21 protein-coding genes and 1 pseudogene are annotated in these 26,238 nt (G+C 39.5%); 11 read left to right on the forward strand and 11 right to left on the reverse strand.

Features of this window, described 5'->3' with window-relative positions:
- The first annotated feature begins 106 nt into the window (after positions 1 to 106).
- The gene (locus H6G79_RS13405; protein ID WP_190589394.1) at positions 107 to 1,303 is read left to right on the forward strand and encodes a site-2 protease family protein; all 1,197 of its coding nucleotides are present in this window, start codon (positions 107 to 109) and stop codon (positions 1,301 to 1,303) included.
- Between the two features lie 91 nt (positions 1,304 to 1,394).
- On the opposite strand, the gene H6G79_RS13410 is transcribed toward H6G79_RS13405, so the two are convergent.
- From H6G79_RS13410 to H6G79_RS13420, 3 genes are all read right to left on the reverse strand, one after another.
- Positions 1,395 to 1,664 (reverse strand): hypothetical protein, encoded by a 270-nt coding sequence (locus H6G79_RS13410; protein ID WP_190589395.1) that lies wholly within the window; start codon positions 1,662 to 1,664, stop codon positions 1,395 to 1,397.
- Between the two features lie 150 nt (positions 1,665 to 1,814).
- Positions 1,815 to 2,078 carry a hypothetical protein gene (locus H6G79_RS13415; protein WP_190589396.1) on the reverse strand — a complete coding sequence of 88 codons (264 nt, stop codon included), beginning with the start codon at positions 2,076 to 2,078 and terminating at the stop codon, positions 1,815 to 1,817.
- A 42-nt stretch (positions 2,079 to 2,120) separates the two neighbouring features.
- Complete coding sequence (locus tag H6G79_RS13420) at positions 2,121 to 2,672, reverse strand: DUF4870 domain-containing protein (RefSeq protein ID WP_190589397.1); 552 nt, start codon at positions 2,670 to 2,672, stop codon at positions 2,121 to 2,123.
- A gap of 304 nt (positions 2,673 to 2,976) precedes the next feature.
- Here H6G79_RS13420 and H6G79_RS13425 point away from each other — a divergent pair, with 304 nt between their 5' ends.
- Together H6G79_RS13425 and H6G79_RS36725 are read left to right on the forward strand one after the other, a co-directional pair.
- Positions 2,977 to 3,978 (forward strand): SDR family oxidoreductase, encoded by a 1,002-nt coding sequence (locus tag H6G79_RS13425; protein ID WP_190589398.1) that lies wholly within the window; start codon positions 2,977 to 2,979, stop codon positions 3,976 to 3,978.
- Between the two features lie 24 nt (positions 3,979 to 4,002).
- Positions 4,003 to 4,248 (forward strand): annotated as a pseudogene (locus tag H6G79_RS36725) (DUF4383 domain-containing protein); the annotation flags it as partial.
- Here H6G79_RS36725 and H6G79_RS36730 read toward each other — a convergent pair.
- Entirely contained in the window at positions 4,181 to 4,357 is a 177-nt protein-coding gene (locus tag H6G79_RS36730) for a hypothetical protein (RefSeq protein ID WP_242048334.1), read from the reverse strand. The pseudogene H6G79_RS36725 and the gene H6G79_RS36730 sit on opposite strands and share 68 nt — an antisense overlap.
- Positions 4,358 to 4,531: 174 nt before the next feature.
- On the opposite strand from H6G79_RS36730, the gene H6G79_RS13435 reads away from it, so the two are divergent.
- On the forward strand, positions 4,532 to 5,479 hold the full coding sequence (locus H6G79_RS13435; protein ID WP_190589399.1) for a YihY/virulence factor BrkB family protein: 948 nt from the start codon (positions 4,532 to 4,534) through the stop codon (positions 5,477 to 5,479).
- A gap of 50 nt (positions 5,480 to 5,529) precedes the next feature.
- On the opposite strand, the gene H6G79_RS36735 is transcribed toward H6G79_RS13435, so the two are convergent.
- Positions 5,530 to 5,715, reverse strand: coding sequence for a hypothetical protein (locus H6G79_RS36735; protein WP_242048335.1), 186 nt, complete (start codon positions 5,713 to 5,715; stop codon positions 5,530 to 5,532).
- Between H6G79_RS36735 and H6G79_RS13440 the strand changes: the two genes are divergently transcribed.
- The 3 genes from H6G79_RS13440 to H6G79_RS13450 all read left to right on the forward strand — a co-directional run bounded on the left by H6G79_RS13440 (position 5,702) and on the right by H6G79_RS13450 (position 13,518).
- Positions 5,702 to 6,121 (forward strand): DUF4112 domain-containing protein, encoded by a 420-nt coding sequence (locus H6G79_RS13440; protein WP_242048336.1) that lies wholly within the window; start codon positions 5,702 to 5,704, stop codon positions 6,119 to 6,121. The two genes, H6G79_RS36735 and H6G79_RS13440, sit on opposite strands and share 14 nt — an antisense overlap.
- Positions 6,122 to 6,130: 9 nt before the next feature.
- Positions 6,131 to 7,066: an alpha/beta fold hydrolase gene (locus H6G79_RS13445; RefSeq protein WP_190589401.1), complete on the forward strand. Its 936-nt coding sequence runs from the start codon at positions 6,131 to 6,133 to the stop codon at positions 7,064 to 7,066.
- Between the two features lie 461 nt (positions 7,067 to 7,527).
- On the forward strand, positions 7,528 to 13,518 hold the full coding sequence (locus H6G79_RS13450; protein ID WP_190589402.1) for an AAA family ATPase: 5,991 nt from the start codon (positions 7,528 to 7,530) through the stop codon (positions 13,516 to 13,518).
- Between the two features lie 468 nt (positions 13,519 to 13,986).
- Here the strand turns inward: H6G79_RS13450 and H6G79_RS13455 are convergent, their stop codons facing one another.
- The 5 genes from H6G79_RS13455 to sbcD form a co-directional block, all read right to left on the reverse strand.
- Positions 13,987 to 14,985, reverse strand: a complete 999-nt coding sequence (locus tag H6G79_RS13455; RefSeq protein WP_190589403.1) for a formylglycine-generating enzyme family protein — start codon at positions 14,983 to 14,985, stop codon at positions 13,987 to 13,989.
- Between the two features lie 84 nt (positions 14,986 to 15,069).
- A complete protein-coding gene (locus H6G79_RS13460; RefSeq protein WP_190589404.1) occupies positions 15,070 to 16,173 on the reverse strand; it encodes an HAD family phosphatase in 1,104 nt (367 codons plus the stop codon).
- A 144-nt stretch (positions 16,174 to 16,317) separates the two neighbouring features.
- Positions 16,318 to 18,126: an arylsulfatase gene (locus H6G79_RS13465; RefSeq protein WP_190589405.1), complete on the reverse strand. Its 1,809-nt coding sequence runs from the start codon at positions 18,124 to 18,126 to the stop codon at positions 16,318 to 16,320.
- A gap of 1,011 nt (positions 18,127 to 19,137) precedes the next feature.
- Positions 19,138 to 19,260 (reverse strand): hypothetical protein, encoded by a 123-nt coding sequence (locus H6G79_RS37325; protein ID WP_277877244.1) that lies wholly within the window; start codon positions 19,258 to 19,260, stop codon positions 19,138 to 19,140.
- A 261-nt stretch (positions 19,261 to 19,521) separates the two neighbouring features.
- Positions 19,522 to 20,748, reverse strand: a complete 1,227-nt coding sequence (sbcD, locus tag H6G79_RS13470) for an exonuclease subunit SbcD (protein WP_190589406.1) — start codon at positions 20,746 to 20,748, stop codon at positions 19,522 to 19,524.
- Positions 20,749 to 21,053: 305 nt separating this feature from the next.
- On the opposite strand from sbcD, the gene H6G79_RS13475 reads away from it, so the two are divergent.
- From H6G79_RS13475 to H6G79_RS13490, 4 genes are all read left to right on the forward strand, one after another.
- Positions 21,054 to 22,064, forward strand: a complete 1,011-nt coding sequence (locus tag H6G79_RS13475; protein ID WP_190589407.1) for a hypothetical protein — start codon at positions 21,054 to 21,056, stop codon at positions 22,062 to 22,064.
- A gap of 43 nt (positions 22,065 to 22,107) precedes the next feature.
- Positions 22,108 to 22,572, forward strand: a complete 465-nt coding sequence (locus H6G79_RS13480) for a hypothetical protein (protein WP_190589408.1) — start codon at positions 22,108 to 22,110, stop codon at positions 22,570 to 22,572.
- A gap of 140 nt (positions 22,573 to 22,712) precedes the next feature.
- Positions 22,713 to 23,810, forward strand: a complete 1,098-nt coding sequence (locus H6G79_RS13485) for a tetratricopeptide repeat protein (RefSeq protein WP_190589409.1) — start codon at positions 22,713 to 22,715, stop codon at positions 23,808 to 23,810.
- Between the two features lie 140 nt (positions 23,811 to 23,950).
- On the forward strand, positions 23,951 to 24,346 hold the full coding sequence (locus H6G79_RS13490) for a DUF2809 domain-containing protein (protein ID WP_313933911.1): 396 nt from the start codon (positions 23,951 to 23,953) through the stop codon (positions 24,344 to 24,346).
- 19 nt (positions 24,347 to 24,365) lie between these two features.
- On the opposite strand, the gene H6G79_RS13495 is transcribed toward H6G79_RS13490, so the two are convergent.
- Positions 24,366 to 25,574 carry a lysozyme inhibitor LprI family protein gene (locus tag H6G79_RS13495; RefSeq protein WP_242048337.1) on the reverse strand — a complete coding sequence of 403 codons (1,209 nt, stop codon included), beginning with the start codon at positions 25,572 to 25,574 and terminating at the stop codon, positions 24,366 to 24,368.
- Positions 25,575 to 26,238: the final 664 nt, after the last annotated feature.

Raw genomic sequence — 26,238 nt, forward strand, 5'->3', positions numbered from 1 at the left:
AGATTATTTAGTGTAAATAAAACCATGTTCCCACCTAGAGAAGTTGAGAAATTTCTTATGGGTGACTAAAGTGAACTGCTGATGATTGTAGATTTAGGACAATGTAATGCAAACAAATTGGAAAATTGGGACTTTATTTGGCATCCCGTTATTTTTAGACCCTTTGTGGTTTGTCATTTTAGGACTAGCAACCCTGAATTTTGGTGTGGCTTACCAAGAATGGGGGTCTGTCATCGCCTGGAGTGCGGGGATAGTCATGGCATTGCTGCTATTTGCTTCGGTATTGTTACACGAATTAGGTCACAGTTTGGCAGCGCGATCGCAAGGTATTAAAGTTAATTCCATCACCCTATTTTTGTTTGGTGGAATTGCCGCAATTGAAGAAGAATCGAAAACTCCTGGGAAGGCCTTTCAAGTAGCGATAGCTGGGCCTTTGGTCAGTGTGGGGTTGTTTTTCTTATTGCGGCTGGTAGCAATTTTCATCCCTGAGACTAGTCCTCTGAGTATGATGGTGGGGGATTTGGCGAGAATTAACTTGGTTGTCGCCTTATTTAACTTGATTCCAGGCTTACCGTTGGATGGTGGTCAGGTGTTAAAAGCAGCACTGTGGAAAGTTACAGGCGATCGCTTTCAAGCAGTACACTGGGCCGCAAGATCAGGGCAAATTTTGGGTTATGCAGCGATCGCATTAGGATTTGCGGTAGATTTCTTTACAAGAGAATTAGCACTCGGTTTGTGGATTGCGCTGATTGGTTGGTTTGGGATTCGTAACGCCAACACCTACGACCGTGTGACTACCTTACAAGAAACTTTGTTGAAGATGGTAGCTAGTAGTGCGATGACGCGGGACTTTCGCGTAGTTGATGCTGAACAGAGTTTACGCGCCTTTGCTGACGCATATTTATTAGAAAGTGCTGCACCACAAGTTTATTTTGCTGCGTCGGATGGTCGTTATCGCGGTCTGGTGGCGATTGAGGACTTGCGCTTAGTCGAAAGAAGTGAATGGGAAACTCGCACTCTGCAAACTATCGTTCATCCTCTCACAGAAATACCAACAGTCACCGAATCAACTGCGATCGCAGAAGTAATTAACAAACTAGAAAATGAACAGTTACCACGCATTACTGTACTTTCTCCGGCTGGTGCGGTAGCTGGCGTAATTGACCGGGGTGATATTGTGAGTGCAGTTGCACAAAAGTTAAGTATTCCATTCACCGATGTGGAAATTAAGCGGATTAAAGAAGAAGGTAGTTATCCGCCAGGGTTGCAGTTGGGAGTAATTGCTAAGTCTACTGTTAATTAAATTTTTAACCGCCGATAAACGCGGATGAATGCTGATAGTTAAAGAAGATTATTTGTGTTGATTCGTGAGTATTGGCGGTTATTGTTTGATATCAGAATTTACTAGATTGATATGACCTGACTTTTTGCTTTGCTGCTTTCTGTCTGATACGTTTAGTTTCGGCTTTATTTGGTACGTGAGGTCTTTCACTTAATACCTGTTTTAACTCTGCATAGGTAATTTTAATTCCAGAACCTGGAGGAAAGTCCCCGTTGTTATAGATCACATAATCATCTGGATAGCGGAAAACCTCATAGCAATTATTTCTGACACCGAGAAGTTCTTTTGTATGCAATGTTCTTAACCAATCTATTCCGTTCATAAAAATCTCAAAAAAAATAATTAATAGCAATCAAGTTTTCAACTCACTCTCCCATTCTTCTTCGCAGCTTTGTTTACTGAGAGTATCTTCGCATTAGTACCTCCGCAGGAGAAGTGAGTCAAAATGTGTCTGCTAAATAATTGTGTTCACCTACTTACTAGATTGATATGATCTGACTTTTTGCTTTGCTGCTTTCTGTCTGATACGCTTAGTTTCAGCTTTATTTGGTATGTGAGGTCTTTCACTTAATACCTGTTTTAATTCTGCATAGGTAATCCTAATTCCAGAGTCTGGAGGAAAATCACCATTGTTATAGATAACATAACCACAATAAAGAAAATACTGAGAATAATCATTCTTAATTGTAAGAATTTGCTTTGTATGCAATGTTCTTAACCAATCTATCCCATTCATAAGAATCTCAAAAAAATCAAATTACTATTTAATATACTATTTTCATTTTATTATGTCATTATAACGAATGAAACCTCCCTTCAGTGCCTTAAACGAGCAGAAAACAGATTTTAATAACTGTAATATTACTAAGATGGGAAATACGTAAATATCTAATATCATTATTACCAGTAAACCTCCTGCTGTTAATGAATTTAACATCATCAATATTAATATACCAATAACATGCAAAATAATCATAATATACGCTAACTCTAGTTGAAAATTTAGAGCTTCTTTACCATGCTGATATATGAAAAAATCAGTATTTTTCTTAATTTTCCATAAAAATAATGTGATTGCCACGCTAATAAAAGGAAGACAACAAACACAAGTTAATTGAATTAACATAACGACGAAAAGCATAAACCTAACTTCAGCATTACAAATTGCGTGTGGTCTCACAAGACAGATAGAGACTCCTGGCGGAAGTGGAGCAAGCTGAAGTAAAGCATTATGCAATGTGTATTGGAAAAACAACAAAGGTATCCAAATAAATGCGTTAAGATGGCAAATTGCAGCCCATATACGAACAGTTAATGGTAAATGTGACATTGTTGAAAGGTCATACTACTAATTCTGAGTATTCCCTCAAGTGCCTTTAAGTTTAAACTCAAATTTTGCCTATTGAGTTTTTCTTCGCGCCTCCAGTTACTGAGCGCAGCGCCGCCTTGAGCCTATCGAAAGGTCGAAGTATGCACATCTGGGTGAGATAAATATTTTTTTGTGTATGGGACACTACCTTTAGTTATTAAAAATAATATAACCCACGAAAGAGTTAGCGGTTGGATGTATTTTTTAACATCGGGAAAGATACATTAATCTTTCAATTGCGCTCATAGAAGTGTAGAACTTATCCATGCAGTTAAAGCCCATAAATCAGCAAGTCGTTGCAGTCGTTGGTGCTTCCAGTGGTATTGGACGTAAAGCCGCCCTGGAATTTGCTCAACGTGGAGCCAAAGTAGTTGTTTCGGCGCGTGGTGAATTAAAGTTAAAGTCGCTGGTGGAAGAAATTCGTGGCTTTGGTGGCGAGGCAAGTTATATTGTTGCTGATGTGCAAGAATTTGACCAAGTAAAAGCGATCGCAGATAAAACTGTCGAGTTATACGGGAGACTTGATACTTGGGTTCATGCTGCGGCGATTGGAATGTTTGCCACTTTTGACCAAACCACTCCAGAAGAGTTTAAGCATGTCATTGATGTAAGTTTGATGGGTCAAGTGTATGGTGCAATGGCGGCGTTACCCCATCTCAAGCATGAAGGACGAGGCGCACTAATTCATGTATCATCAATGGAAGGTAGGCGATCGCTTCCTTATCAAAGTGCTTACTCTTGTGCTAAACACGGCATTGAAGGCTTTCTCGAAGCGATGCGAATTGAATTGATTCATGACAAATGGCCTATCAATGTTACAAGTATTAAGCCAGCCGTCATTAACACTCCATTTTGGAGTAATGGTTTAACTAAATTAGGCGTGAAACCATCAGGAATACCACCTTACTACGACCCCAAAATTGTAGCTGATGCCATAGTTTATGCAGCAGAACATCCAATTCGGGATTTATTAGTTGGAGATATAGCTAAATTACTCGATTTAGCTCAGAAAATATCGCCTTCATTAGTAGATTCGTTGTTATTACTGTTAGGTTTTAATCTTCAACTTAGTAGTGGCGAATTAAAATCGGAAGACGCACCCAACAATTTTTATCAACCTGTTCCAGATGATAGAGTTGATGGCGATTATCAAAACTTAGTCATTCCCAGCATTACTGATGCTTTGGGCAAATTACCACTTTTTCAAATAGGTACAGGCGCTTTATTGGCTTTACTTGCAGCACAAGTATTCAATCAAGTTGAGTAATGGCATTTCTCAATTATTCTTGAACCAGGAACCCATGAATCTTTCATTTCTTTAGCTGAATCTCCTAACGCTTATGCTGCGGAATTTGGTTATATATTTGGTTTATTTCCTACCAATTTTTTACATGATTTAGTGCGGTGTGCTGTTGGGTTGTTAGGCATTGTTTCTTATAACAGTGCTAAAAGTACGCGGTTATTTAATGCTACTTTTGCAGTGGCTTATGACATAAAATCAGCATCACCAAATATTCCCCAAAGGTGGGGACGAACATCTGTTCGTCCCCACTTAAATTGTTTTGTTTCCAAGCATCAAATTTTGTTTCTGACTTCTGACTTCTGACTCCTGACTTCTGACCTCTGACTTCTGCAAGCCAAAGCATTTAGATTTACCGATGACACTAGTACAGGTCGGCGTAAATAAACAGACCATTTGGAATTACTACAAAGCTTGTGGTATCACTATTCTTTCTTTTTCCTTTTGACTTTTTACTTTTGCCTTGTTGTACTAGATAAGTTATTGTGGCATTGTGCTTGTGAAGACTTAATAGCTAGTTATGCCAAAGCCGCGTTTTGTCCGTTTTTTTCGCCATCTGAATTGGCGCATTCTCAAAAAAACCTTTGCTCGGACAATCGAACGACGACTACTAGGACTTGCTGCTGAAATTGCCTTCAATGCTATGTTATCGTTGTTTCCGGCTATTTTGGCTGTGCTGACAGCGATTGGTTTGTTGGCAGAATCATTACAAGATACCTTTAAACAGATGGCGGCTTTATTGAGTCAAATTGCGCCAGAAGAAGCGATGATTTTGATTCGGGACTTTGCCAGCAGGGAAATTGCCCACTCTAAAAATAGTAGTTTGTTTTCTCTCAGCTTTGCGATCGCCCTTTGGACTGCTTCTGGTGCTATCAGTACAGCTATGACAGCATTTGATCAAATCCATCAAACTCCGCCACAACAAAGCCGTCCTTTTTGGCAAGCTAAACTGATTTCGTTGGGCTTAACAGTTGGTACAATAGTACTGTTAATGTTGGCTTCGTTTTTAATCTTTGTTAGTGACCTATTATTAAAAATAGCCGTCTATGAGCATAGTTCTTTACTATTTTTGCAGCACCTTTGGCAGTTATTACGCTGGCCTGTGAGTTTAAGTATTGTTGCTACGGCTTTTAGTTTTGTGTATCGCTATGGCCCTAGTGTGTGGAATCCTGGCACACCAATTATGCCAGGGGCAAGTTTAGCAGCGATTTTTTGGGCAATACTCTCATCATTATTCCGGCTTTATGTCACTAATTTTGGTAACTACAATAAAGTTTATGGCGCAGTCGGGACTGTCATCGTTTTAATGCTGTGGTTGTGGATGAGTGCGGCTGTTTTACTCATTGGAAACCAACTCAACGTAATTGTCGGCGAAGATATGCGCTATCAAAAGATAGGGAGTCAGGAAGCAAAGGCACAGGAAAGCAGAGGAGTAGAGGAGCAGGGGAGCAGGGGAGCAGAAAAATAATATATTACCTCTCAACTCAGCACTCAGCACTTTCAACTCAGTACTCAAAATTAAGTATTAGGACAAACCCTTGTCAAATTACCAAGCAGCAGTAAAATATTGAACGGTTCCAACTTCAAAGAAGCGATCGCTTGAATGCCTGATTCTTCCCCACGGTTTTCTAATATTGATCCTGACGCTAAAGCACCTTCCTTGAGGCGACTGCGCCAGTTGAGTCGCGTAATGGATAAAGCCATCACTATTCCTGGTACAGATGTGAGTGTCGGTTTAGATCCATTATTAGGACTGTTACCTGTCGGTGGTGATGTTGTGGGATTGATATTTTCCAGCTACATCATTTTAGAAGCTGCCAGATTAGGTGCGCCTAAAGCAACTTTAGGCAGAATGATTTTGAATATCATCATTGATAGTTTGGTGGGCAGTTTACCTGTAGCCGGAGACTTATTTGATTTTGCATGGAAGTCGAATGAATATAATCTCAAGCTGTTAGAAGAACATTTAAAAATTCCTGGCGGTACAAAAAAGGCCGATACTGGGTTTGTGTTAGTTGTTTTAGTCGGTTTATTATTGCTAGGTATTGTTTTAATCACAATTCCAATATTATTAATTAGCACTTTGTGGCGAGTATTAACTGGTGGTTAGTATAAAAGCATGAAAGATTGGTGGCAAGAAACTTTTCCGCAAGGTCGGCAAAACCTCATTATTACTGATGCTCAAGGATATCCTGTGCAGATTGCCTATGGAGAAAAAGGTACAGGTAAACCCTTAATTTTAATGCACGGTATGGGCAGTTGGAGCTATAACTGGCGTTATAGTGTGGAACCATTATCAAAATATTTTCGGGTGATTTGTTTTGATGCCAAAGGCTTTGGATTTTCTGAAAAACCTTTTCTGCGTCGAGAACATGACGGTCATCAAGTAATTGAATTAGAGCGGATTATTCAAGAATTATGTGATGAACCTGCGGTTGTAGTTGCCGAGTCTTTGGGTGGTTTAGTTGCTTTAGCATTAGCACAAGAAAAACCAGAATTAATTTCACAGTTAATAGTAGTTAATGTGCCAATTTTTGCTGACCGCTTACCCCATTGGGCAATGTCAATTTTAGCTCACACACCCATCGAAGTGTTGCAAGCAATAGACTCTTTGCGGTTAGCTTATTTTGCTGCACCACTCGTCAGAGAAATTATGGCAGTTGAACGCCGGAGAGTGCTATTTGACCCATCAATTTTGTCACAGGAAGATGTGTATTGGATTACTTATCCTTTTATCGAAATTCCTGGAACTTTAGTAAAAGTTGCTGAAGATTTGCAACTGGCGGCGCGAGAAATTGCTAACTTGCAAAGTAATCAACCTAATATGCTCACAAGGATTCAAAGCAAGCTATCTCATATTGAGTGTCCTACACTAATTTTATGGGGTGATAAAGACAGTTGGTTTCCGGCTAGTCATGGCGAAAAGCTTCATCAATGTATTGCTAATTCTAAATTTCACATCTTGACTGATTGTTATCATGATGCTTCTACAGGTTCAGCTAAAGTGATTAATACAGAAATTTTGAAATTTTTACAGGAAACAAATGTTATTTAGTTAGTAGGTAAATACTTTTATAAATATTGCAAAATATTGCGGGTTTAGAGTAGAATCACTAGTACAAAAATCCTGAAGTCTGAAGTGAAGAAACCCTGATAGTAAGCTCTTCAGCAATTTATAATGGGTGCTTGATTTCTGCCAACCTGTACTAGTATTTCTAGACTATTCAATTCTCTGTTTAGGGAAAATTTGATTAATCATGCTGCATCCTGAGCATGAATTAATACTTAGTTGCGATCGCGGCTGAAATATGAAATACTAAGTATCAAAATTCTAAATAATCAGAATATCTGACAAAAAACCTTGATTTGTTAATGATTCTGGATTCTGACTTCTGATTCTTAAATTCTTATCTGTCAGTTAACTTAATTCCGCTAACACTAAAACTCATACGTCTAGCTGGAGAAACAGACACTGCGTATGGGAATACTTATATTTGGTATTTAAGAGTTGGCAATATGCTGAGTGTGACTGGATATCGTTTGATTGCAGAAATCTACAATGGCGCTAGAACTCTAGTGTATCGAGGATATCGAGAAGTTGACTCATTGCCTGTAGTCATTAAGCTGCTCAAGAATCCTCATCCTAATTTCAGTGAAATTTTATCATTGCGGAACCATTATACAATCACCAAAAATCTCAACTCCCCTTTTATTATTCAAACCTATAGCCTGGAACCTTACCAAAATGGTTATGCGCTGGTAATGGAAGACTTTGGCGGAATTTCTCTCCAGGAGTGGGGGGTGGGGAAAAACTTAAAATCAATACAAGAATTTTTAGAAGTAGCGATCGCACTCTGCGATGCCTTAAATGTACTGTATCACGAACGCATCATCCATAAAGATATTCAACCCAGGAATATATTAATTAATCCTGCAACTAAACAAGTTAAATTAATTGATTTTAGTATTGCATCTTTACTGCCGCGCGAAACCCAAACCATTGTTAACCCTAACGTCTTAGAAGGAACTCTCGCTTACATATCGCCAGAAAACACAGGGAGAATGAATCGCGGTATAGATTATCGTACAGACTTTTATTCTTTGGGAATAACATTTTATCAATTACTTACAGGAAAGTTACCTTTTTCAGCAAATGATCCAATGGAGTTGCTTCATGCTCATATTGCTGAAATTCCGCCAAAATTGCCCGATATTAACCCAAGAATACCCCAAGTCATTGCTGATATCGTCATGAAAATGATGGCTAAAAATGCTGAAGACAGATATCAAAATGCTTTGGGACTGAAATCTGATTTAGAAAAATGCTACCGACAACTCCAAGCAACTGGCCAAATTCCTGACTTTCCAATTGCACAAAGAGATTTTGGCGATCACTTCATTATTCCTGATAAATTATATGGCAGAGAAAATGAAATTAAAACGCTCCTGGCAGTTTTTGAGCGCGTCAGTTTAGGCGCAACGGAAATTATGCTGGTGGCTGGGTTTTCTGGTATTGGTAAAACTGCGGTTGTGAATGAAATACATAAACCAATTTTGCGCCGACGTGGTTATTTTATTAAAGGCAAATTTGACCAATTTAACCGGAATATTCCCTTGAGTGCGTTTGTGCAGGCTTTCCGTGATTTAATTGGGCAGTTATTAACAGAAAATCATTCACAAATTCAAGCATGGCGGCAAAAAATATTACAAGCTCTGGGCAAAAATGCACAGGTAATTATTGAAGTTATTCCCCAATTAGAAAAAATTATTGGCAAACAACCACCAGCCGCAGAATTATCAGGAACAGCCGCCGAAAATCGGTTTAATTTATTATTCCAAAAATTTACCCAAGTTTTTACCAGTGCAGACCATCCCCTAGTCATATTTTTAGATGATTTACAGTGGGTTGATGGGGCATCCTTAAAATTAATTCAGCTATTAATCACTGAGGCAAATTACCTTTTATTAATTGGGGCGTACCGCAATAACGAAGTCCAAGCAGGACATCCATTGATGTTGACTTTGAGTGAACTACAAAAAAATCAAGTCACTATTAATAAAATTAGTTTAGCACCACTCCATCAATTACATATCAATCAATTAGTTGCTGATACACTCAAATGTCAAGCAAGTTTGGCATTACCGCTTTCGGGCTTGGTATTTCAAAAAACGCAAGGCAATCCATTTTTCATCAACCAATTTCTCAAAGCACTGCACCAAAATGGGTTAATTACATTTGATGTGGAATTGGGTTGTTGGCAATGTGAAATTACCCAAATCACGACTCAATCACTCACAGAAGATGTTGTGACCTTTATGAGTTGGCAACTGCAAAGATTACCACCAGCCACTCAAAAGTTATTGCAGTTAGCAGCTTGTATTGGTAATTCTTTTGATTTAGATACTCTAGCAATTGTTTCCCAACAATCTCCAATAGAAGCGGCTGCTAATTTATGGAAAGCTTTACAGGAAGGCTTAGTATTACCAATTAATGGAGTTTATAAATTTTATCTTGGCACAGAAAATCTGCTCAATAAATTACATAAAACACAAAATGTTGCCTACATATTTTTACACGATCGCGTCCAACAAGCAGCATATATTCTCATTCCTGAATATCAAAAACCAGTGATTCATCTCAAAATTGGTCAACTTTTATTAGAGAATTTGACTCCAGAAGCACAGGAAGAACGCTTGTTTGTAATTGTCAATCATTGGAATGACGGCATCACTTTACTTACCCAATCTTCAGAACGAGAAAATTTAGCTCAATTAAATTTAGCGGCGGGGAGAAAAGCCAAATTAACTCATACCTACAAAACAGCGATCGCTTATTTTGAACAAGGTATCCAACTTTTGCCGCCAGATGCTTGGACAAGACTCTACCCTCTGACTCTAGCCTTACACCAAGAAATCACAGAAGTTTGCTATCTCAATTCCGATTTTGCCGGGGTGACAAAATGGGCTGAGATTGTCTGTCAAAATGCCCAGAATTTACTAGACACCATCAAAGTTCGGCAAAACTGTATTATTGCAGCTAACGTCCAAGGCAAAATTGCCGATTCCCTGCAAATTGGATTAGATTTTTTAAGCTCCTTGGGAGTAGAATTTCCCGCACAGCCGACTCAAGCAGATATTCAACAAGCATTTGCCAGAACGCGATCGCTATGGGTAGATAAATCTATCGAGAGTTTGTTAGATTTGCCCCCCCTCAAAGATCCTCATCTGTTAGCCCAGATGGAAGTTTTAACCGTCTTGTCCTCAGCAGCTTATATTATCGCACCTGATTTAATGCCATTGCTGATTTTCAAACAAGTGGAAATCTCCATTCAATTTGGCAATTCGCCTACTTCGGTGTTTGCTTACGGTGACTATGGTGTAGTTCTCTGCGGTGTGATTAATGATATTGAAAACGGCTACGAATTTGGAGAATTGTCCATAAAATTGCGCGATCGCCTGCAAATTGAGGCATTTAAAAGCCGCAATGGGTTTGTAAATTACTACTTTATTAAACATTGGAAAGATAACTTATCTAAGCTTTTACATCCCCTAGAACAAGCTTATCAAAGCGGCATCGCCACTGGAGATTTAGAATCAGCTAATCTCAATGCTGGCGCTTATTGCACCTATGCTTATTATCAAGGTCAGGCTTTACCAGAATTAGTCCTCAAGATGGATTTTTATCGGCATGTGATCATTAAGCATCAGCATACTCATTGTTTAGTTTTGCAAGCAGTTTGTCATCAAGCAGTAATTAACTTACTAAGTACTAACCCACATCCTGAACACTTGACTGGTGAGATTTTTGATGCAGACGCAGCCTTACCCCAACTACGAGAGGATAAATATCTTTCTGGTTTGTTGCAATGGTATATCAATCAAACAGTGTTGTATTACCTATTTCACCAGTATGAAGCGGCGGCTCGGCTGTCGGCGCAAACAGTGGAGTATCTTAGTAGCGGAACTGCAACATTGACAATTGTCATCCATACCTGGTTTGATGCCTTAATTCAACTGAATCTTTATGCGAGTGCGACACCACAAGCGCGTCAAACAATTTTACAGCAAGTCCAACAGCAACAAGATAAGCTACATCATTGGGCAACTTTTGCGCCCAGCAATCATCAACACCGTTGGGAATTAGTCACAGCCGAAAAAAATCGGGTTGTGGGTAATCAAATTGCAGCAATGGAATATTACGATCGCGCGATCGCCAATGCTAAAACCAACGGATTTATTCAAGATGTAGCCCTCGCCAACGAACTCGCCGCCAAATTTTATCTAGCTTGGGGTAAAGAGAAATTTGCCGCTATTTATATGCAGGAAGCTTATCGCTGTTATGAACTTTGGGGAGCTAAAGCCAAAACTCAGGATTTAGTACAAACCTATCCCCACCTACTCACATCCATCACCAACCCCACACCAGGGACTAAATCAAAACTGACTCCAGAATTTTCCGCCACCCTGGATTTAAACACAGTTATCAAAGCCAATCAAACCCTCTCCCGCGAAATTCACACTGATCGACTACTACAGAACTTGATTCAACTGGTGATTACCAATGCTGGTGCAGACAAAGCCGCACTTTTTTGGAATTATGACGGTGCTTTGGAACTGGGAATTAAGTATTTTAACGATACTGTTCAATCTCTAGAACGCAAACCTATCGAGAAATGCCAACACATCCTCCGCCCATTGATTCATTATGTCGAGCGGACTTGGGAAACAGTGATTACCGACTATAAAACCCATATCAGCACTATTAATGATCCTTATTGTCTCCAGTATCAACCCAAAAGTATTTTATGTACGCCAATTCTCAATCAAGGGCAATTAGTAGCTGTTTTGTACTTAGAAAATGCCGTCACCTTTGGAGCTTTTACCGATGAGCGAGTGGAATTGCTGAAATTACTATGTTCTCAAGCGGCAATTTCCCTGGTAAATGCCAGATTATATGAGCAATCCCAATCTTATGCCCAACAATTAGAGCGATCGCTTCAAGAACGCCAACAAGCCGAAGCCGCTCTAGCAGAAAGTGAAGCCAAATTTAGAGGTTTGGTGGAAGGAGTCAGCGATGTGATTTGGTCAGCAGAAATAGATGGTACACTGACTTATCTCTCTCCCCAGTTTCAAACAATCTTTGGATTTAACCCAGATGATTTTATTGGTAAATCCTTCTCAATTTTTATCCATCCCGATGATCAAGAACAGATTCAAAAACCGGTTAGATGTTTGATTGAGCAAGGTGAAACAATTCTCCAGCAAGAGTTTCGCCATCTTTGCCAAGATGGGAGTTACTTGTGGGTGACAGTCAATGTTACACCCATTCGGGATACTGGCGGTAAGGTAATTCGACACCAAGGCATAATTCGAGATATCAACAACTCTAAGCGAATTGAAGCAGAACAAAAGCGACAGCTGGCAATTCTCGAAAGTACCTCAGATTTTGTTGGTACAGCCGATCCCCAAGGTAAAATCCTCTACCTCAACCAAGCTTGGCGCAATTTATTGGATTTAGATGGAGCCGAACCAGCCAACCGAGTGAATATTACCGAACAGCATCCAGCTTGGGCGTTAGAGATAATTATCAACCAAGCATTGCCGACAGCGAGAATTTCAAGAATGTGGGTGGGAGAAACGGCGCTGCTAGATCACAAAGGAAGAGAAGTTCCAGTTTCGCAACTAGTGATTGCCCACAAATCTAGCAATGGTGAAGTGGAGTATTTTTCTACCATCGCACGAGATATTAGCGATCGCCAACAACAAGAACAACAACTCAAACAAGCCAATGCAGAACTGATGCGTGCAACTCAACTCAAAGACGAGTTTCTGGCTACCATGAGTCACGAATTGCGTACCCCCCTGAACGTAATTTTAGGTATGACGGAGGGATTGCAAGCAGAAATCTTTGGGCCAGTGACCGAAAAACAACTCAAAACCCTCAAAACCATCGAGCGGAGTGGGTTTCATTTACTGGAATTGATTAACGATATTCTGGATATCTCCAAAATCTCCTCTGGCCAGATTGAACTCCAATATACCAAAACCGCAGTTATTCCCTTGTGCGAACAAAGTCTCGAATTAATCAAACCCCAAGCCGCCAAAAAATCAATTCAAATAGAAAATAAATTACCTGCTGATGTACCTAATTTATATATAGATGAACGACGCATTCGCCAAGTATTAATTAATCTGCTCAATAATGCGGTAAAATTCACCCCAGATGGTGGTTCAATTACTATAGAAATTATTTTTCCCAAAGTAATTGATCAGCAAAATTATCTGCAAATTGCCATCACAGATACAGGTATTGGTATCGCCTCAGAAAATCTCCACAGAGTTTTTGAACCTTTCATTCAAGTTGATAGTAGCCTCAGCCGCAAGTATCAAGGTACAGGGTTAGGACTAGCTATTGTCAAACGCATCGTTGAATTACATGGGGGAGATGTTACCTTAACTAGTGAGCTAGGCATTGGTAGTTGTTTTGCGATCGCTTTACCGTACTGAGTGCTGAGTGAGAAAAAGAGGAAGGAAGAACTTTCACACTCGGTAAATGCCACGCCCAATTGTTGTACAGTGACTTTTTATTTGTTGTGATGCCAAATTACTGTCATTGAGCCTGTAAAGCTTGTACTCAAAGACCGTTAGCTTAAAAGTAGCAGGGAAAAATACAAGCTATATCAATAGTAATAGTTGCAAGCTTAAAGTGAGTAAGGCTTAACTTAATGACACTAATAGGACTTACGCCACAGGTTACAGCAGAACATGGATATACGCCCTGGTGAAAAGATACAACGAATTAGGAGAGGGAGGATTAGGCGATGCCTTCGGCGGGCTTCGCCTACGCAGATGCTCAAATCAAGGGAAACAGCACCTAGTAGATGATCTCAAGCAACCGGACATGATATAACTTTTCACTGTACACCAGCCGCAGCCATTGATAATTTTTTCACGAAAGTTGAGGTTATGCGATCGCTATAAGTTCTTGACTAAACGAAACCCGATATGAGTCGTTCCGGTATCAGGTGCTTGAGATTCCCTGGCGCCTGGCCGATAACGACTACAATAATTTTTAGCGCACAGGTAAGAACCTCCTTTAATAACGTGCAATGCACCCTCATCAGGTTTTTTGGGGTCAAAACTGGCCTCCTTATTCGGACCGACTGGATTAAGACTATGATCCTTTCCTGAGTGTCCCACACGATACCAATCAGAGGTTAATTCCCAGACATTGCCTGTCATATCATACAACCCATAGCCATTAGGCGGATAAGATTCTACGGGGGCGGTTCCTATATTTCCATCTTCTTCCTTGTTGAAGAAGGGAAAAATCCCCTGCCAAGTATTGGCCTTTTTGGCAGAATATTGATTGCCCCAAGTAAAATCTTGATCTTTAAGTCCCCCTCGCCCGGCATATTCCCATTGTGCCTCAGTCGGGAGAGATTTCCCGATCCAATTGGCATAAGCAAGAGCATCATCATAAGCGATATGAACAACAGGATGGTTATCTTTCCCTTCGATGTTGCTATCAGGTCCGTAAGGATGTTGCCAGTTAGCACCGACAACCCAATGCCACCAGCTTAAATAAGCTATCTTTTGAATGCCGCCGGAAGGAGGTTGAAAGACAAGAGAACCGGGTTGACGTTGTTCATTGGTTAAATCCGGAAATTGTTCTTTAGGTAGAGGTCGTTCTGCAATGGTTTGATAGCTTGTAGCTTCCACAAACTGGCGAAACTCTGCGTTAGTGACTTCGTGGCGATCAATGCAGAAACTATCAACAGTAATATCTTTAGCAGAACGTTCTGATTCATAGTGAGTATCTGAACCGATATTAAAGGTTCCGCTAGGAATCAATACCATGCTCTCTGGACATTTATTGTTTATGGGAGATGCTTTTACTGGAATGGAAGAACTGAAAATTAAAGAGAGAGTTAGTAAACAGAGAATGAGTGACTTTAGGACAAAATTCTTCATCAAAGTAAGTGGGCAAATTTTAACAATATAAAGTCTTAATTTAACGGGCGGTAGGGTAGAATAGCCCACCCTACGGATTAAAATTTAGTTAGAACAAACAGGATGTGTTCTTGATGGGTTTGACTTAAAAATGGACTTAAAATCATTCTTCATACTAACTACAATCCAATTATCATGATTTTGGGCATAGTCGAGAGATTCATTATCAGGTACTTCCACACCATCTTTCAAATGAGTGCTTCCAGGCACATCATTGTATTTATATTCTCGCTCACAATCATCATGGTTAATTAACACAATTAAGGATTTATCAAACCCAGAATCTGTGTATTTAAACATCTCAAAATCACCACTAGAGTTACCCACAGCAATCAAAGGTCTTTTCCCAATAAAGAGTTCAATACCTACGGGTTTACCCTGTTGATCGCCATAGTGAGCTAACGATAATTTACGCACCAAACTTCCCCCCTGTCCATCAATTTTATTCGACTCATCATAGGTTGTCTTAATGGCAGAACCGATCACTTCTTCAGAGGGAATGCCATAAGCTTCATCAGAAAAGGAACGGACAAAATAAATGCCACCGCCAGAACAAATATAGACTTTGAACCCATTCTCTTTGAGGTAATTAACTAACTCAATAACGGGTTGATAAGTTAGGTTGATGTAGGGCGTATCGAACCTTATAAAACCTTTATCATCACTAGAAGCCAATTTATTATGATTGGTATTAACCAGAAAATCGTGAGCTTGAGTCTTATATTGACCGTTGGTTATTCCAATTGTACTGGGGATTTCGCTGAGAATGATTTTACCCTCGGCTGAAATAGGCTCTCCTATAGTTTTCTCGATTTCTTTTTGCGTCATTTTCACTAAGTTACTGACTCTGACGTTTGATGATTTCTTCAATCTGTCTTTAATAAAATCTTTTTGAAAATAATGAGGTCTTTCAGCCCATAAAGTTCCATCATTATCAAAGACAGCAATACGATCTTTTTCTGAAATACCATCCGCAATCACTTTGTTAACAAAATCAACAATTGCTTGTTTATTAGTAGAAGTGTCAGACCAAGACTCTAAGGCTGCATAAGCCGGCAGACAGCTAAAAGCTCCTCCCAAGCAAAAGATTGATAAGAAAACTGCGAGAAAAAACGAGATAGTCTTTCGGTTAATATTGGGAAAATTCATGACAAATTTAAATATATTCAAAAGAGTTTGCAGGGTTGTTCAGAGAAAAAGGAGGATCGATCTTTAACAATAAATAGTATTTGAAAGATTCTCCTAATTCTTCTGTGTAGTATACTGTAGTGTAATCAGGGAGTTAAGATAGCTTTAGTTTTCAACTCCATCAACAAGCTTTTCAAGGAGTTCTCTTAACGGTGTAATAACGGGAATTTTCTCTTTTAATCTGTCGATTTTAACCTTTTTTACTACCCCATCTACTATCTGATCGATAGTAAAAGAAGCAGGTTTTTGGCGAGGGGGATAATCAACAAAGGTTTGGAGAAGCCCTGCAACATAGGACGTTATGGGGCCGGCTAAGAAAATTCGGCGGAACTTCCAGTCAGCATAATACTCTGACTCGTGGGGAGCTTTTTCAAAGGGATCACGCCGTAAGTTAATTATGATGGGTACTCTCAAGTCAACAAATGGTTCTGCCCAAACATCAAAGCCTTCCGCCCGTTGTTCCTTAAAGATTAATTTCCAGTCGTTATAGCGAACTGCTGATGGATAACCGTCATCGGTGAAATAGATATACCCGTTACGGGGGGAACAATAGGAAGGAGTTGATCGCTCCGAGTTAATAGGACAATTTTTCTTGAATTCTGGGTGATTTGTTAACCTGTCAGCAGTATATAAGTAGGGCAAGAAATTATAACCGTCTAAATGAACAGCATATTGCTCATATTCGGGATATTGTGCCTTTAGTTTCAGGTCATCGCCATCTGCTAAAAGTTGTCTCTGGATATTATCCACACCCGCAGCAGCCATCAGGGTTGGAACCCAATCAATGTGAGACATGATTTCATTAGAAACCACACCTTCGGGAAAATGGTTTTTCCAGCGAACAATAGCAGGAACCCGGAAACCTCCTTCCCAATTGGTATTCTTTTCACCATGAAAAGGCGTTGTCCCCCCATCTGGCCAACTAAACACTTCTGCACCGTTGTCTGTAGTGTAGATAATGATGGTGTTTTCATCTAAACCTTTGTCTTTGAGGAAGTTGATCAGTGACCCGACTTGTTGATCATGTTCGACCATGCCATCAGCTTCAATTCCTTGCCCAGTGACTCCCTGAGATTCTTCTTTGAGGTGGGTAAAGACGTGCATCCGAGTGGTATTAAACCAAACAAAAAATGGCTCACCTGCTTTTTGAGCATCTGCAATGAATTCTTGAGTATGACCTAAAACTTCTTCATCGATGGTTTCCATACGCTTTTTAGTTAGTGCGCCTGTATTGCAGACCACTTGATCCCCAGTCTCTCCAACCTCCTCAGCAGGGGTTTCGTTTTGGGTGGGGTCACAGGTATAAGAATTTTTACCCGCAAAGCTATGGAGTACGCCTCTGGGTCGGAATTGATCGAATATGGGAGATTTCCCTTCGGGTAAATAGTCTTCGTTTTCGGGTTCTTCTTCAGCGTTTAAGTGGTAGAGGTTGCCAAAAAATTCGTCAAATCCGTGAGCGGTTGGTAGATATTCATCCAAATCACCGAGATGGTTTTTCCCGAATTGACCAGTACGATAACCAAGGGGTTTGAGTAACTCTGCTAGGGTGGGGTCTTCTTTCTTTAAACCCACCGGTACACTGGGTAGCCCCACCTTAGTCATCCCAGTACGGATGGAAGCTTGACCCGTAATGAAGGCTGCACGACCAGCTGTACAACTATTTTCCCCATAATAATCGGTGAACATGATTCCTTCTTTAGCAAGGTTGTCAATATTCGGGGTACGATAGCCCATGATGCCTCTGTTGTAGGCGCTGATGTTAAACCAGCCAATATCATCCCCCATGATCACTAGGATATTAGGTTTGTTGGTATCGGCAAAAGCAAGGCCAGTAGGTAGACATGGGAGTATCCCTGACACCACAAACATTAGAGAAAAGAAAAGACACAGCACTATTTTTGAGATTTTGTTCATGAAAATAACTCCTATTTTGTGAGTGAATTAATCCCAAAGCTTAAAGATATGGGTTATTTTGAGAAAAAGATAAATATAGCGTTTTCCAGTCCAATGAATTACACACCAATTTATTCACTGTTCACGGTTCTATGTTCCCCCGTTTCACACGCTTCTCTTTACCTAAAAGATTTACTGCTATCTGCCGCATTACTGCAAAATTAGGAAAAATTTTCTCAAATACTTCGCAGTATTTAATAAACTTGTCTTTGTTGATAAGTCTGATTCAAAGCGTTACAGATGCAGATTTTTTGGCTAATAAAACCATCGTGTTGCAACGATAGCAGCCCAAGATATATCTTTAGTAGAGCCAGAGTAGCTAAGTTAATCCTATCCAAACAAACGGACAGATATTTATGGATTTGGTCTGATGCTTTTTAGTGGAAAAACGTAACCCTATAAATTTGCAAAGATAGCGGTCATTTGGAGCGTGGTTGTTACGCTGTTATAAAGTGTTAACTATCAAGCTTTATAGGTTACAAGAACCATATACCTTTAGATAGATGCGTGTCAACTACTTTTTGCTCAATTAAGCAAATTCTTATGATTTCTTGCCTAATTTTGCGCTCTAAATAGAAAAACAGTTGAAGCAACTATGCTATTTTAGGTGTTGAATTAGGCTAGTTTACTGCCCAATTCAGGCAAATAAGTCTCCTTAAGATTCACGGCACTTAATACTTGTACTGTGTTTTTAAAATTCAAAGTTGAGTTAAATTCAGGAGTTGGTAAAGGCTCAAATCACAGCAAACTCAGGAAAATTCAGGTTACAGACCTGAACTCTACCCCAAATCACCGTCATATCAGAGCAACAATAGTCGCCCCCTTTGCAAGCCAGTTTTTCGGAGATAGTCAAGTGAAGGTAATTCTTAGTCAGCAACCGATGTTAAGGCGCGATCTCTTCTTCCTCCTTCATTCACTGTCCGAAGAACGCAACAGCACTCCAGGCGTAAGTAACTGCAACAGATTTAAGTGTCATTCTGGGTCAGGAAACCGCCGCATCATCTCCGCTAACTCAACAGCCTCCCCATCTACCGTATAAACAACCCCAGCAGACATCACCGATCCTGTGCCGTCTCGCCCTCTCAAAAGGCGCACTCACATCTGCGGTAACAGTGTTCTTGTCTATGTCCTAATAAACTTTGCGTTGATTCTATCAACCAGTGCAATTGTACAGTGACTTTTTATTTGTCGTGATGCCAAATTACTGTCATTGAGCCTGTAAAGCTTGTACTCAAAGACCGTTAGCTTAAAAGTAGCAGGGAAAAATACAAGCTATATCAATAGTAATAGTTGCAAGCCTAAAGTGAGTAAGGCTTAACTTAATGACACTAATTTGTCTTAACGCCATTTAATTTTTCACTGTACATCATCAGATAGTAATTTTTCTGCTGCTTCTAGCATAGTTGCAGCGATTTCCTTGAGGTCTTCACGATTATTTAAGTAAGTTTTCAAAGCTTCCATTGGGTCGATGCTGTTACTCGCACTCAATTCGGGAACGCGGGGACGAGCTAATTGACTGAGTAATTCTGGTTGAATGGTGTAGGTGTGGGCTGATTGTAAGGCTGTGTGTAAGGCAGCATTTTCGATCACATCTAACTGTTCAGAACGGAGTTTGTAAATTAATCGCACTACTGCATCTTGAATATCATATTTGGCGATCGCTTTTAAAATTGCCCCCTGGGGATCTTCGGCTTTGGAAATATCCACTTCAATAGTGCGGAAACTGCGAACGAGTAAGGGACAAAATTCCCAAGTCGTATTTCCCCGTTCCAATTCAATCATCACATAACCTTTGTCTTCTTTTTCTTCGCTAAAATCTACTCGTTCAATACTCCCCGGATAAATAACTGGCGGGTTGTTCTGTTTATTTAAATTTTGGTGTTTGTGGACATGTCCCAAAGCTACATAATCAAAACAAGGTCGCGTCAACAACGACAACGGTAAAGTAAAACCTTTACCCACCGCTAACAAACGTTCTGCGCCTAAAGTTGCATTATCCGCCATCAAGTGCGCTAATAATACAGTCGGCGCGTCTGGGTCAAGGCGACGAATTTCCCCTTCGATGACAACTTGTAACCTTTGGGTTAATAACTCGTTGACTTCTGATAACGATAAACCTTCAGTTTCTTGGCGCGTCATTAATGTTGAACGAGTCAACCAAGGAAGAGTAATGATTTGCACTTTACCGTTACGAGTTTGGATGTGATGAGTTGTTAATGTGTCACCCACCACAAACCCCGGTACACCCAAAGTTCGATAAATATTTAAGCTTGCGCCTCCTAAGCCTTGGGAATGTTGGTCATGATTTCCCACCAACAATACTGTCGGGATATTCGCATCAACCAGCCGACGAAATTGACTTGCAAAAGCTTCTTGGATATATGGCGGCGGTGTCGCATCAGGAAAGGCATCACCACCAAAGATTACCAAATCTACAGCATCTGTCAATGCGCGATCGATGCACAGGGATAAAGTCTGCACAAAATCCTCTAACCGCGTGTTTAACCCAGTCGCCGGGTTAATTCGACCGTGGGAAAAACCGCTTCCCATGTGGATATCTGAAAGATGGAGGATTTTAATCATAAAAATTTCAATAATTCCGTGTTTCCATATTAATTAGGACTTACGCAAAAAAACGAAAAAATAAGGTTTTAGAACAGGGTGTAGGGGTATGAGGGTGTAAGTATTCAAAACCCTTTCACCCCCACACCCAATCCCCACAGAAAATTGTGGTGTGTAAATCCTGTTAATGATAAATAGTACTTGATAGTTGTACGAATGTCTGAAGCTGGCGTTGGTGAGTGGGTAACGATTCCCTTGGAGGGAAATCGAGATTAAACAGTACCTGCAATTAAAATTAACTTAAAAACTGGCGATTTTCTCCCAAGATGAACTGCAAAACTTTAATTTACGATCCGAGTAAGCAAGAGGTAATTACTTTCACTGTTGATCAAAAGCGTTATAAATTGGTACGTTGGGATGTTTCCGATACAGCCCAGATGTTGTTAGAGTCTTCTTTGGAACGATATACAGAATTAAGTTTACTTACCAAAATACCCCAAGCAGATGCGATCGCCATTATTCAGTGTAATAATATTTACCAACTTCCATCCAAGTCAGTCAATGCCATCTTAGAAATTCGTCGCTGGGAAGATTTTAGCTGTATCCAGGAAATAGAGTTACCTGAATGTAACGATATACCAAGTTGTGTCACGATTACTCCCTGTCAACAGTACATCGTTGTTGTCGAATTATATACTTCGCTGTATCTAATAGAATTGTCATCGGGTATAATTCAACGTTTTGCTTTCGAGACAGAATATAGTTACAGCTTGGTATTTGACCCAAAGATGCAGTTTTTTATCAACTCATCAATTGACCAATTCAGCTATTTTCAACTTCATTGGATTGATGATTTAGCGACTGGTAAATTTTCTCTTCGGGGAGGTTTTTGGGGGGATATGCGCTGTCATAAAGATACCACTATTTTTAGTCCCAACGAGGACGCTTTTATCCATACTTGCTATCATTTTGAACGGAAATTATTGGTGACATACCGTCGATTTAATCGTTCCCAACTATTTAGCGATCGCAGTCATTGGGGAATAAATAATCATCCTACACCAACTTCTGTTCTCGATAAAGTTTGGGAAATCTCCCTACCCTACATCCAACATCAACATGATGAGGAAAATCTTTGGCAAAGTGATATTGCTTTTCTCAATGACCAAACCTTAGTATTAGGAGCAGGAAAAACCCTGGCTTTGCTAAATATTCAAGATGGAGTTGTGAAAGCAGAGTACCCAATAGATGCAATTATACAGGCGATCGCAATAGATACTGCACATCAACGAGTAATTACCGCTACCCGTAATGGAGTATTCTGTATTCATCTGTAGCACTTTATCTACCAAGTTAGAACAGCATTATTCTTTGTGGTCAATGAAAAAACTTATTCTAATTTCAATTATTACAATTCTATCACTAGGGTTGACATATCATTTATTACGTATTGCTTTTCCCATAACCTATATAGTTGACTGTACTCAAGCTCATAAAATCACGAAAATATCCGACAATTTTATCAGTACAATTGGTGATCCATCGGCAAAAGAAGCAGAAATTATTGCACAAAGATATATAACAAAAGCCTTTTGTTTAAATGACTTAAATGGTGATTCTAGCTTCAGCCCTAAACCATATTTCTTTAATGTCTCAAACTTAAGTTCTAAGTATCAAATTGTTGGTTACAGTGGTGCTGGTTTTCGTAGTCCAGGCAATTTACAAGTGAAATTTGACAACGGGACTCTCCTAAATTTTTGCTTTAGCAAGATGGTAATTAACTGCAACCAAGCTCAAGAATGCGATTGTCCTCATGATTTTAACTGGGAACCCAAACCAAAGTAATATGAATAATGCTAATTGTCAGATATTTTACTTAGATGCTGATTGGTATTGGTTTCGTGTATCCGATGATTTTTAGGGATGACAATTGAGTTAGTTTTGAGTTATGGATAAGTGACATTACTACAGATGAAGTCACAAATATGAAATCTCATATTCACCATACCTTGATTTTGCTAGTAGCGATAACAGGGATAACATTGTTGTCAACTCCATCTATATCTAGTGATACTCATCAATCAATATCTTCTATCACAGTTAAGTCTACAAAAGAGAATTCATTACCCCAGTTATGGAAGGTGAAAATTAACGGAAAATCTGGATATGTTGATGCCAGAACAACTTATAAAGTAGAACTTCAATCAGAAAAATATCCCTTAAAAACTCAAATTTCACCAGCAGAAATTACCGAATTTAATCGGATTTTTGAATTTGGTAAATTTAACCACCAAAAAGCGATCGCTCTCCGCAAACGGCTACAACCTTTAGCCGATCAAAATGATGCAGTTGCTTGTTACTGGCTGGCAAAAACCTACAATTTGGAAGAATTTGGCATTAGGAAAGAGAGCGATCGCCAATCAGCTTTGAAATGGTATCACAAATCAGCAGAGCTTGATTACGCACCTGCCGCATATTTTCTCTACAGAGCCTATTTTTCCGGATGGATGGGTTTACAAAAGGATGAAAATGAATCTAGCAAATGGCTGCATGAAGCCAAGAAAAAATCTTCTGGAAAATTATTGTCCGAAATCCTCATGGAATTTGTTTTTTTTAGCGACCCAAGTGTAAAATCAATCAACTTGAGAACAATTCCAAAAAATGCTGGGAATTATCTCGAATATCTACGCCAAATATATATATTAACTCCTAGTAATAGCTGGGTAATACACAAATATGGTAATGCACTCTACGAAGCTAAACGTTACACAGAAGCCTTAGCGGTTCTCATTAATAGTGATAATGCCTTTATTTGGCAAAAAATTGGTCAGATGTATGAGCAAGGTTTGGGTACTCCAATAGATATAGAAAAGGCTTTGTTTTGGTACAAAAAAGTAGCAATTGAAGGTAAAACTCAAGAAAATGGAGCCAATCCAATTAGTACATATGGTAGATTGGAAATTTATCGCTTAATCTGCTTGAAAAAAATTACAACACAGCAAGCAGCACCGTTATATAGTCCTGAAAAATATCAGAGTGAATTTGCTCAGTTTAGCGATAGTAAATGTAATTATGGCTCTTAATATGATGTATGTACTCCAGCCTTGGCTCTTACGTAGCCTATCACCATTGCCAAATTAATTAACTAATTGGATTCATGATTTTAGGCGAATTTGAAAGAACAATGTTACGATCCTGGCGAATCACACCCAGGAAATCAATTGTGCCTAAACAATTCTTTAATCTCAAGTGGTTGAGATTTAATCGTACCTCTTTCACTCTGTTTGCAATTTTATTTGCAATAGTTGTAATAATTGCCCTCTGCTTCCGAGATGATTGGATTAGACCGTTACTGGGCGACGTTTTAATTGTCATGGTGATTGCTTACTTTGTTCATGCTTTTATTGCAGTTCCATTACGGAAGGTTGCTATTGGAACTCTCATCTTTGCCTACTTGATTGAGTTTCTTCAGTTTCTTAATCTCATTGATATTTTAGGCTGGCGAAACTCCCAACTAGCTCATTTAACAATTGGATCTACTTTCGATTGGCGAGATTTGGTTGCTTATACGGTTGGGATTGCGATCGTTTTCCTCACTGCCAATCGTTTGAAGTCATAAACTACTATTATTTTCCTCTTTATCGAGTATTCATCATTGCTTTGAGATGACGCAAACGCCCCAGATTTAACCGATTTGGGCATTGTTTACTTCTGGTTTGACTACCAAAAAACCGTGACTCAAACTTGCAATACTGAGTTTGATAACGCTCCCAAAGAGGCTGAGTCTTATCTTGTCCAGATGTAACTTGTGATTGCTGCGGCTCGTCTTCTGAATCATATACAGCTATCCCCTTTAGATCCGCAATGCGATCGTTATTTAGCCGAGCTAAACAGCGATGATAGAGCATCGGTGCCATAGAATTTTCTTTAAAAGGTTCAACCAACTCAGTACAATGTGCTTCACGATACTCTTGCCAGTATTTCTGTGCGATCGCAAATGTTGGCTGATACTGCTTCGATAGTCTTTCTGCCCAATCGCCATAAATGCTTGATTGCAAAAACTGAGTTGTTTTTGACCAATAGACCGCGCATTGATTTAACCCAAACTGCGTCTTATCCACACAATTTAGCTCTGGAATTCCAGGTAGCACAAAACTATTGAAGAGAGCTAAACCACGAGTAGGTGCTGCCAGAAGGTCTTCTAGTTGGTGAAGTCGAGCCTCTCTGAGAAGCTGATGACATTCCGCCAATCTCAGGGAGTTAAAAGCGAATAGAGCTTTTTCGATCTGGCAATACTGAGTTTGATATTGCTCCCAGTGACGTTGCACCGATGAATTTCTCAATTTGAGTCGATCAAGTAAGGATTCAAATCGAGAATCGTGAGATTGGAGGGTAATAATCTGACCACCTCTCTGTAATTCTAGAATGCGATTGTTATTTAATCGCGCTAAACAGACAGATGTTGCAATTGGAAAATCTGGCGTATTGCGTAAGCGTTGAGTTAACTGTTGACAGTGTTGTGTTTGAAACTGATGCCAGGATTGATCTGCGATCGCCAGTTGATGTTGCAGGGGTGCAATAAGCTGGGACTCAACATCTTGATAAACCAATGATTTGAGCAAATGGGTTACTTCTGCCCAACGCTTTGCACAGCGATATTCACCCGCTTCAACCTGTCGAACACAGTCCGGTTGCAAAACTCCACCAAATCCTAATATTACAGTTGGACGAGGTAAAGGAGTCAGTGGCTTGGCATCTGGCACAGGGAGAGCTTGGCTCGGTTCCACACCAATTTGAGTTGCAAATAAAATGACACTCGCAAATATCGCAATCTTAAATTTTATCATTTTTCTCATCACCAATCCTGAGTAGCCTTCAAGCACTATCCCTAGCATTTAGATTGTATGTTTCAGTAAAGTTGTAGCTTAAGATACTAATTATTCTCATACTGATACTATTATTCAAAAACTCCTGGTTTGTAAGCACATACAACAGTGTTTACTAAGATAATTTACGGTAATTTAAGTTTTGCATTGCTTTCGTAGATATTTATACGGAGATTGTTATTGTTAAACAAAGCATAATCATTTCATTAAGGAAATAAAAAAATGAACAGTTCTAAACCCAATCAGCTAGGTGTATCCGTAGTTATGGGCGCTTTGATTATGTTAACTAGTGTGAGTATTATCACGATTATGAATATGTTCTAGGTTGAATGCTGAGAATTTTTGCAAATAAACTTTACAAAACCCTGTGTAGTACTGCACAGGGTTTTTATATTTTGTTATCTCATCACTGTGTTGTTATTTATAAATTAGCCTGCAAAGTCTTGCTATATATAAATTTGAGCATTCTGGTTCTCAGGCTGTGATTTTGGCTAAAGATACTTGCAGTTTCAGGTTTATTTTTTTTAACTATATTGGCTGGATACTATTCCGGATTTGTACTGAGTCTACTGAGAATAGGAAATAAATCTGTTTAATCACTTCTAAGCAAAATGAGAGCAAATTT

Origin of the sequence: Anabaena sp. FACHB-83, assembly GCF_014697485.1 — a bacterium.
In the GTDB taxonomy this organism is placed as follows: domain Bacteria; phylum Cyanobacteriota; class Cyanobacteriia; order Cyanobacteriales; family Nostocaceae; genus Nostoc_B.

Bases quoted from the DNA above. Each gene is read 5' to 3' on its own strand.
- H6G79_RS13465 (WP_190589405.1), bottom strand. From the start codon at position 18,126: ATGAACAAAATCTCAAAAATAGTGCTGTGTCTTTTCTTTTCTCTAATG.
- H6G79_RS36730 (WP_242048334.1), bottom strand. From the start codon at position 4,357: ATGCTTTGGCTTGCAGAAGTCAGAGGTCAGAAGTCAGGAGTCAGAAGT.
- H6G79_RS13435 (WP_190589399.1), top strand. From the start codon at position 4,532: ATGCCAAAGCCGCGTTTTGTCCGTTTTTTTCGCCATCTGAATTGGCGC.
- H6G79_RS13425 (WP_190589398.1), top strand. From the start codon at position 2,977: ATGCAGTTAAAGCCCATAAATCAGCAAGTCGTTGCAGTCGTTGGTGCT.
- H6G79_RS13485 (WP_190589409.1), top strand. From the start codon at position 22,713: ATGAAATCTCATATTCACCATACCTTGATTTTGCTAGTAGCGATAACA.
- H6G79_RS36735 (WP_242048335.1), bottom strand. From the start codon at position 5,715: ATGGCTTTATCCATTACGCGACTCAACTGGCGCAGTCGCCTCAAGGAA.
- H6G79_RS13440 (WP_242048336.1), top strand. From the start codon at position 5,702: ATGGATAAAGCCATCACTATTCCTGGTACAGATGTGAGTGTCGGTTTA.
- H6G79_RS13405 (WP_190589394.1), top strand. From the start codon at position 107: ATGCAAACAAATTGGAAAATTGGGACTTTATTTGGCATCCCGTTATTT.
- H6G79_RS13445 (WP_190589401.1), top strand. From the start codon at position 6,131: ATGAAAGATTGGTGGCAAGAAACTTTTCCGCAAGGTCGGCAAAACCTC.
- H6G79_RS13475 (WP_190589407.1), top strand. From the start codon at position 21,054: ATGAACTGCAAAACTTTAATTTACGATCCGAGTAAGCAAGAGGTAATT.
- H6G79_RS13495 (WP_242048337.1), bottom strand. From the start codon at position 25,574: ATGATAAAATTTAAGATTGCGATATTTGCGAGTGTCATTTTATTTGCA.
- H6G79_RS13480 (WP_190589408.1), top strand. From the start codon at position 22,108: ATGAAAAAACTTATTCTAATTTCAATTATTACAATTCTATCACTAGGG.
- H6G79_RS13450 (WP_190589402.1), top strand. From the start codon at position 7,528: ATGCTGAGTGTGACTGGATATCGTTTGATTGCAGAAATCTACAATGGC.
- H6G79_RS13415 (WP_190589396.1), bottom strand. From the start codon at position 2,078: ATGAATGGGATAGATTGGTTAAGAACATTGCATACAAAGCAAATTCTT.
- H6G79_RS13455 (WP_190589403.1), bottom strand. From the start codon at position 14,985: ATGAAGAATTTTGTCCTAAAGTCACTCATTCTCTGTTTACTAACTCTC.
- H6G79_RS13420 (WP_190589397.1), bottom strand. From the start codon at position 2,672: ATGTCACATTTACCATTAACTGTTCGTATATGGGCTGCAATTTGCCAT.
- H6G79_RS13460 (WP_190589404.1), bottom strand. From the start codon at position 16,173: ATGAATTTTCCCAATATTAACCGAAAGACTATCTCGTTTTTTCTCGCA.
- H6G79_RS13410 (WP_190589395.1), bottom strand. From the start codon at position 1,664: ATGAACGGAATAGATTGGTTAAGAACATTGCATACAAAAGAACTTCTC.
- sbcD (WP_190589406.1), bottom strand. From the start codon at position 20,748: ATGATTAAAATCCTCCATCTTTCAGATATCCACATGGGAAGCGGTTTT.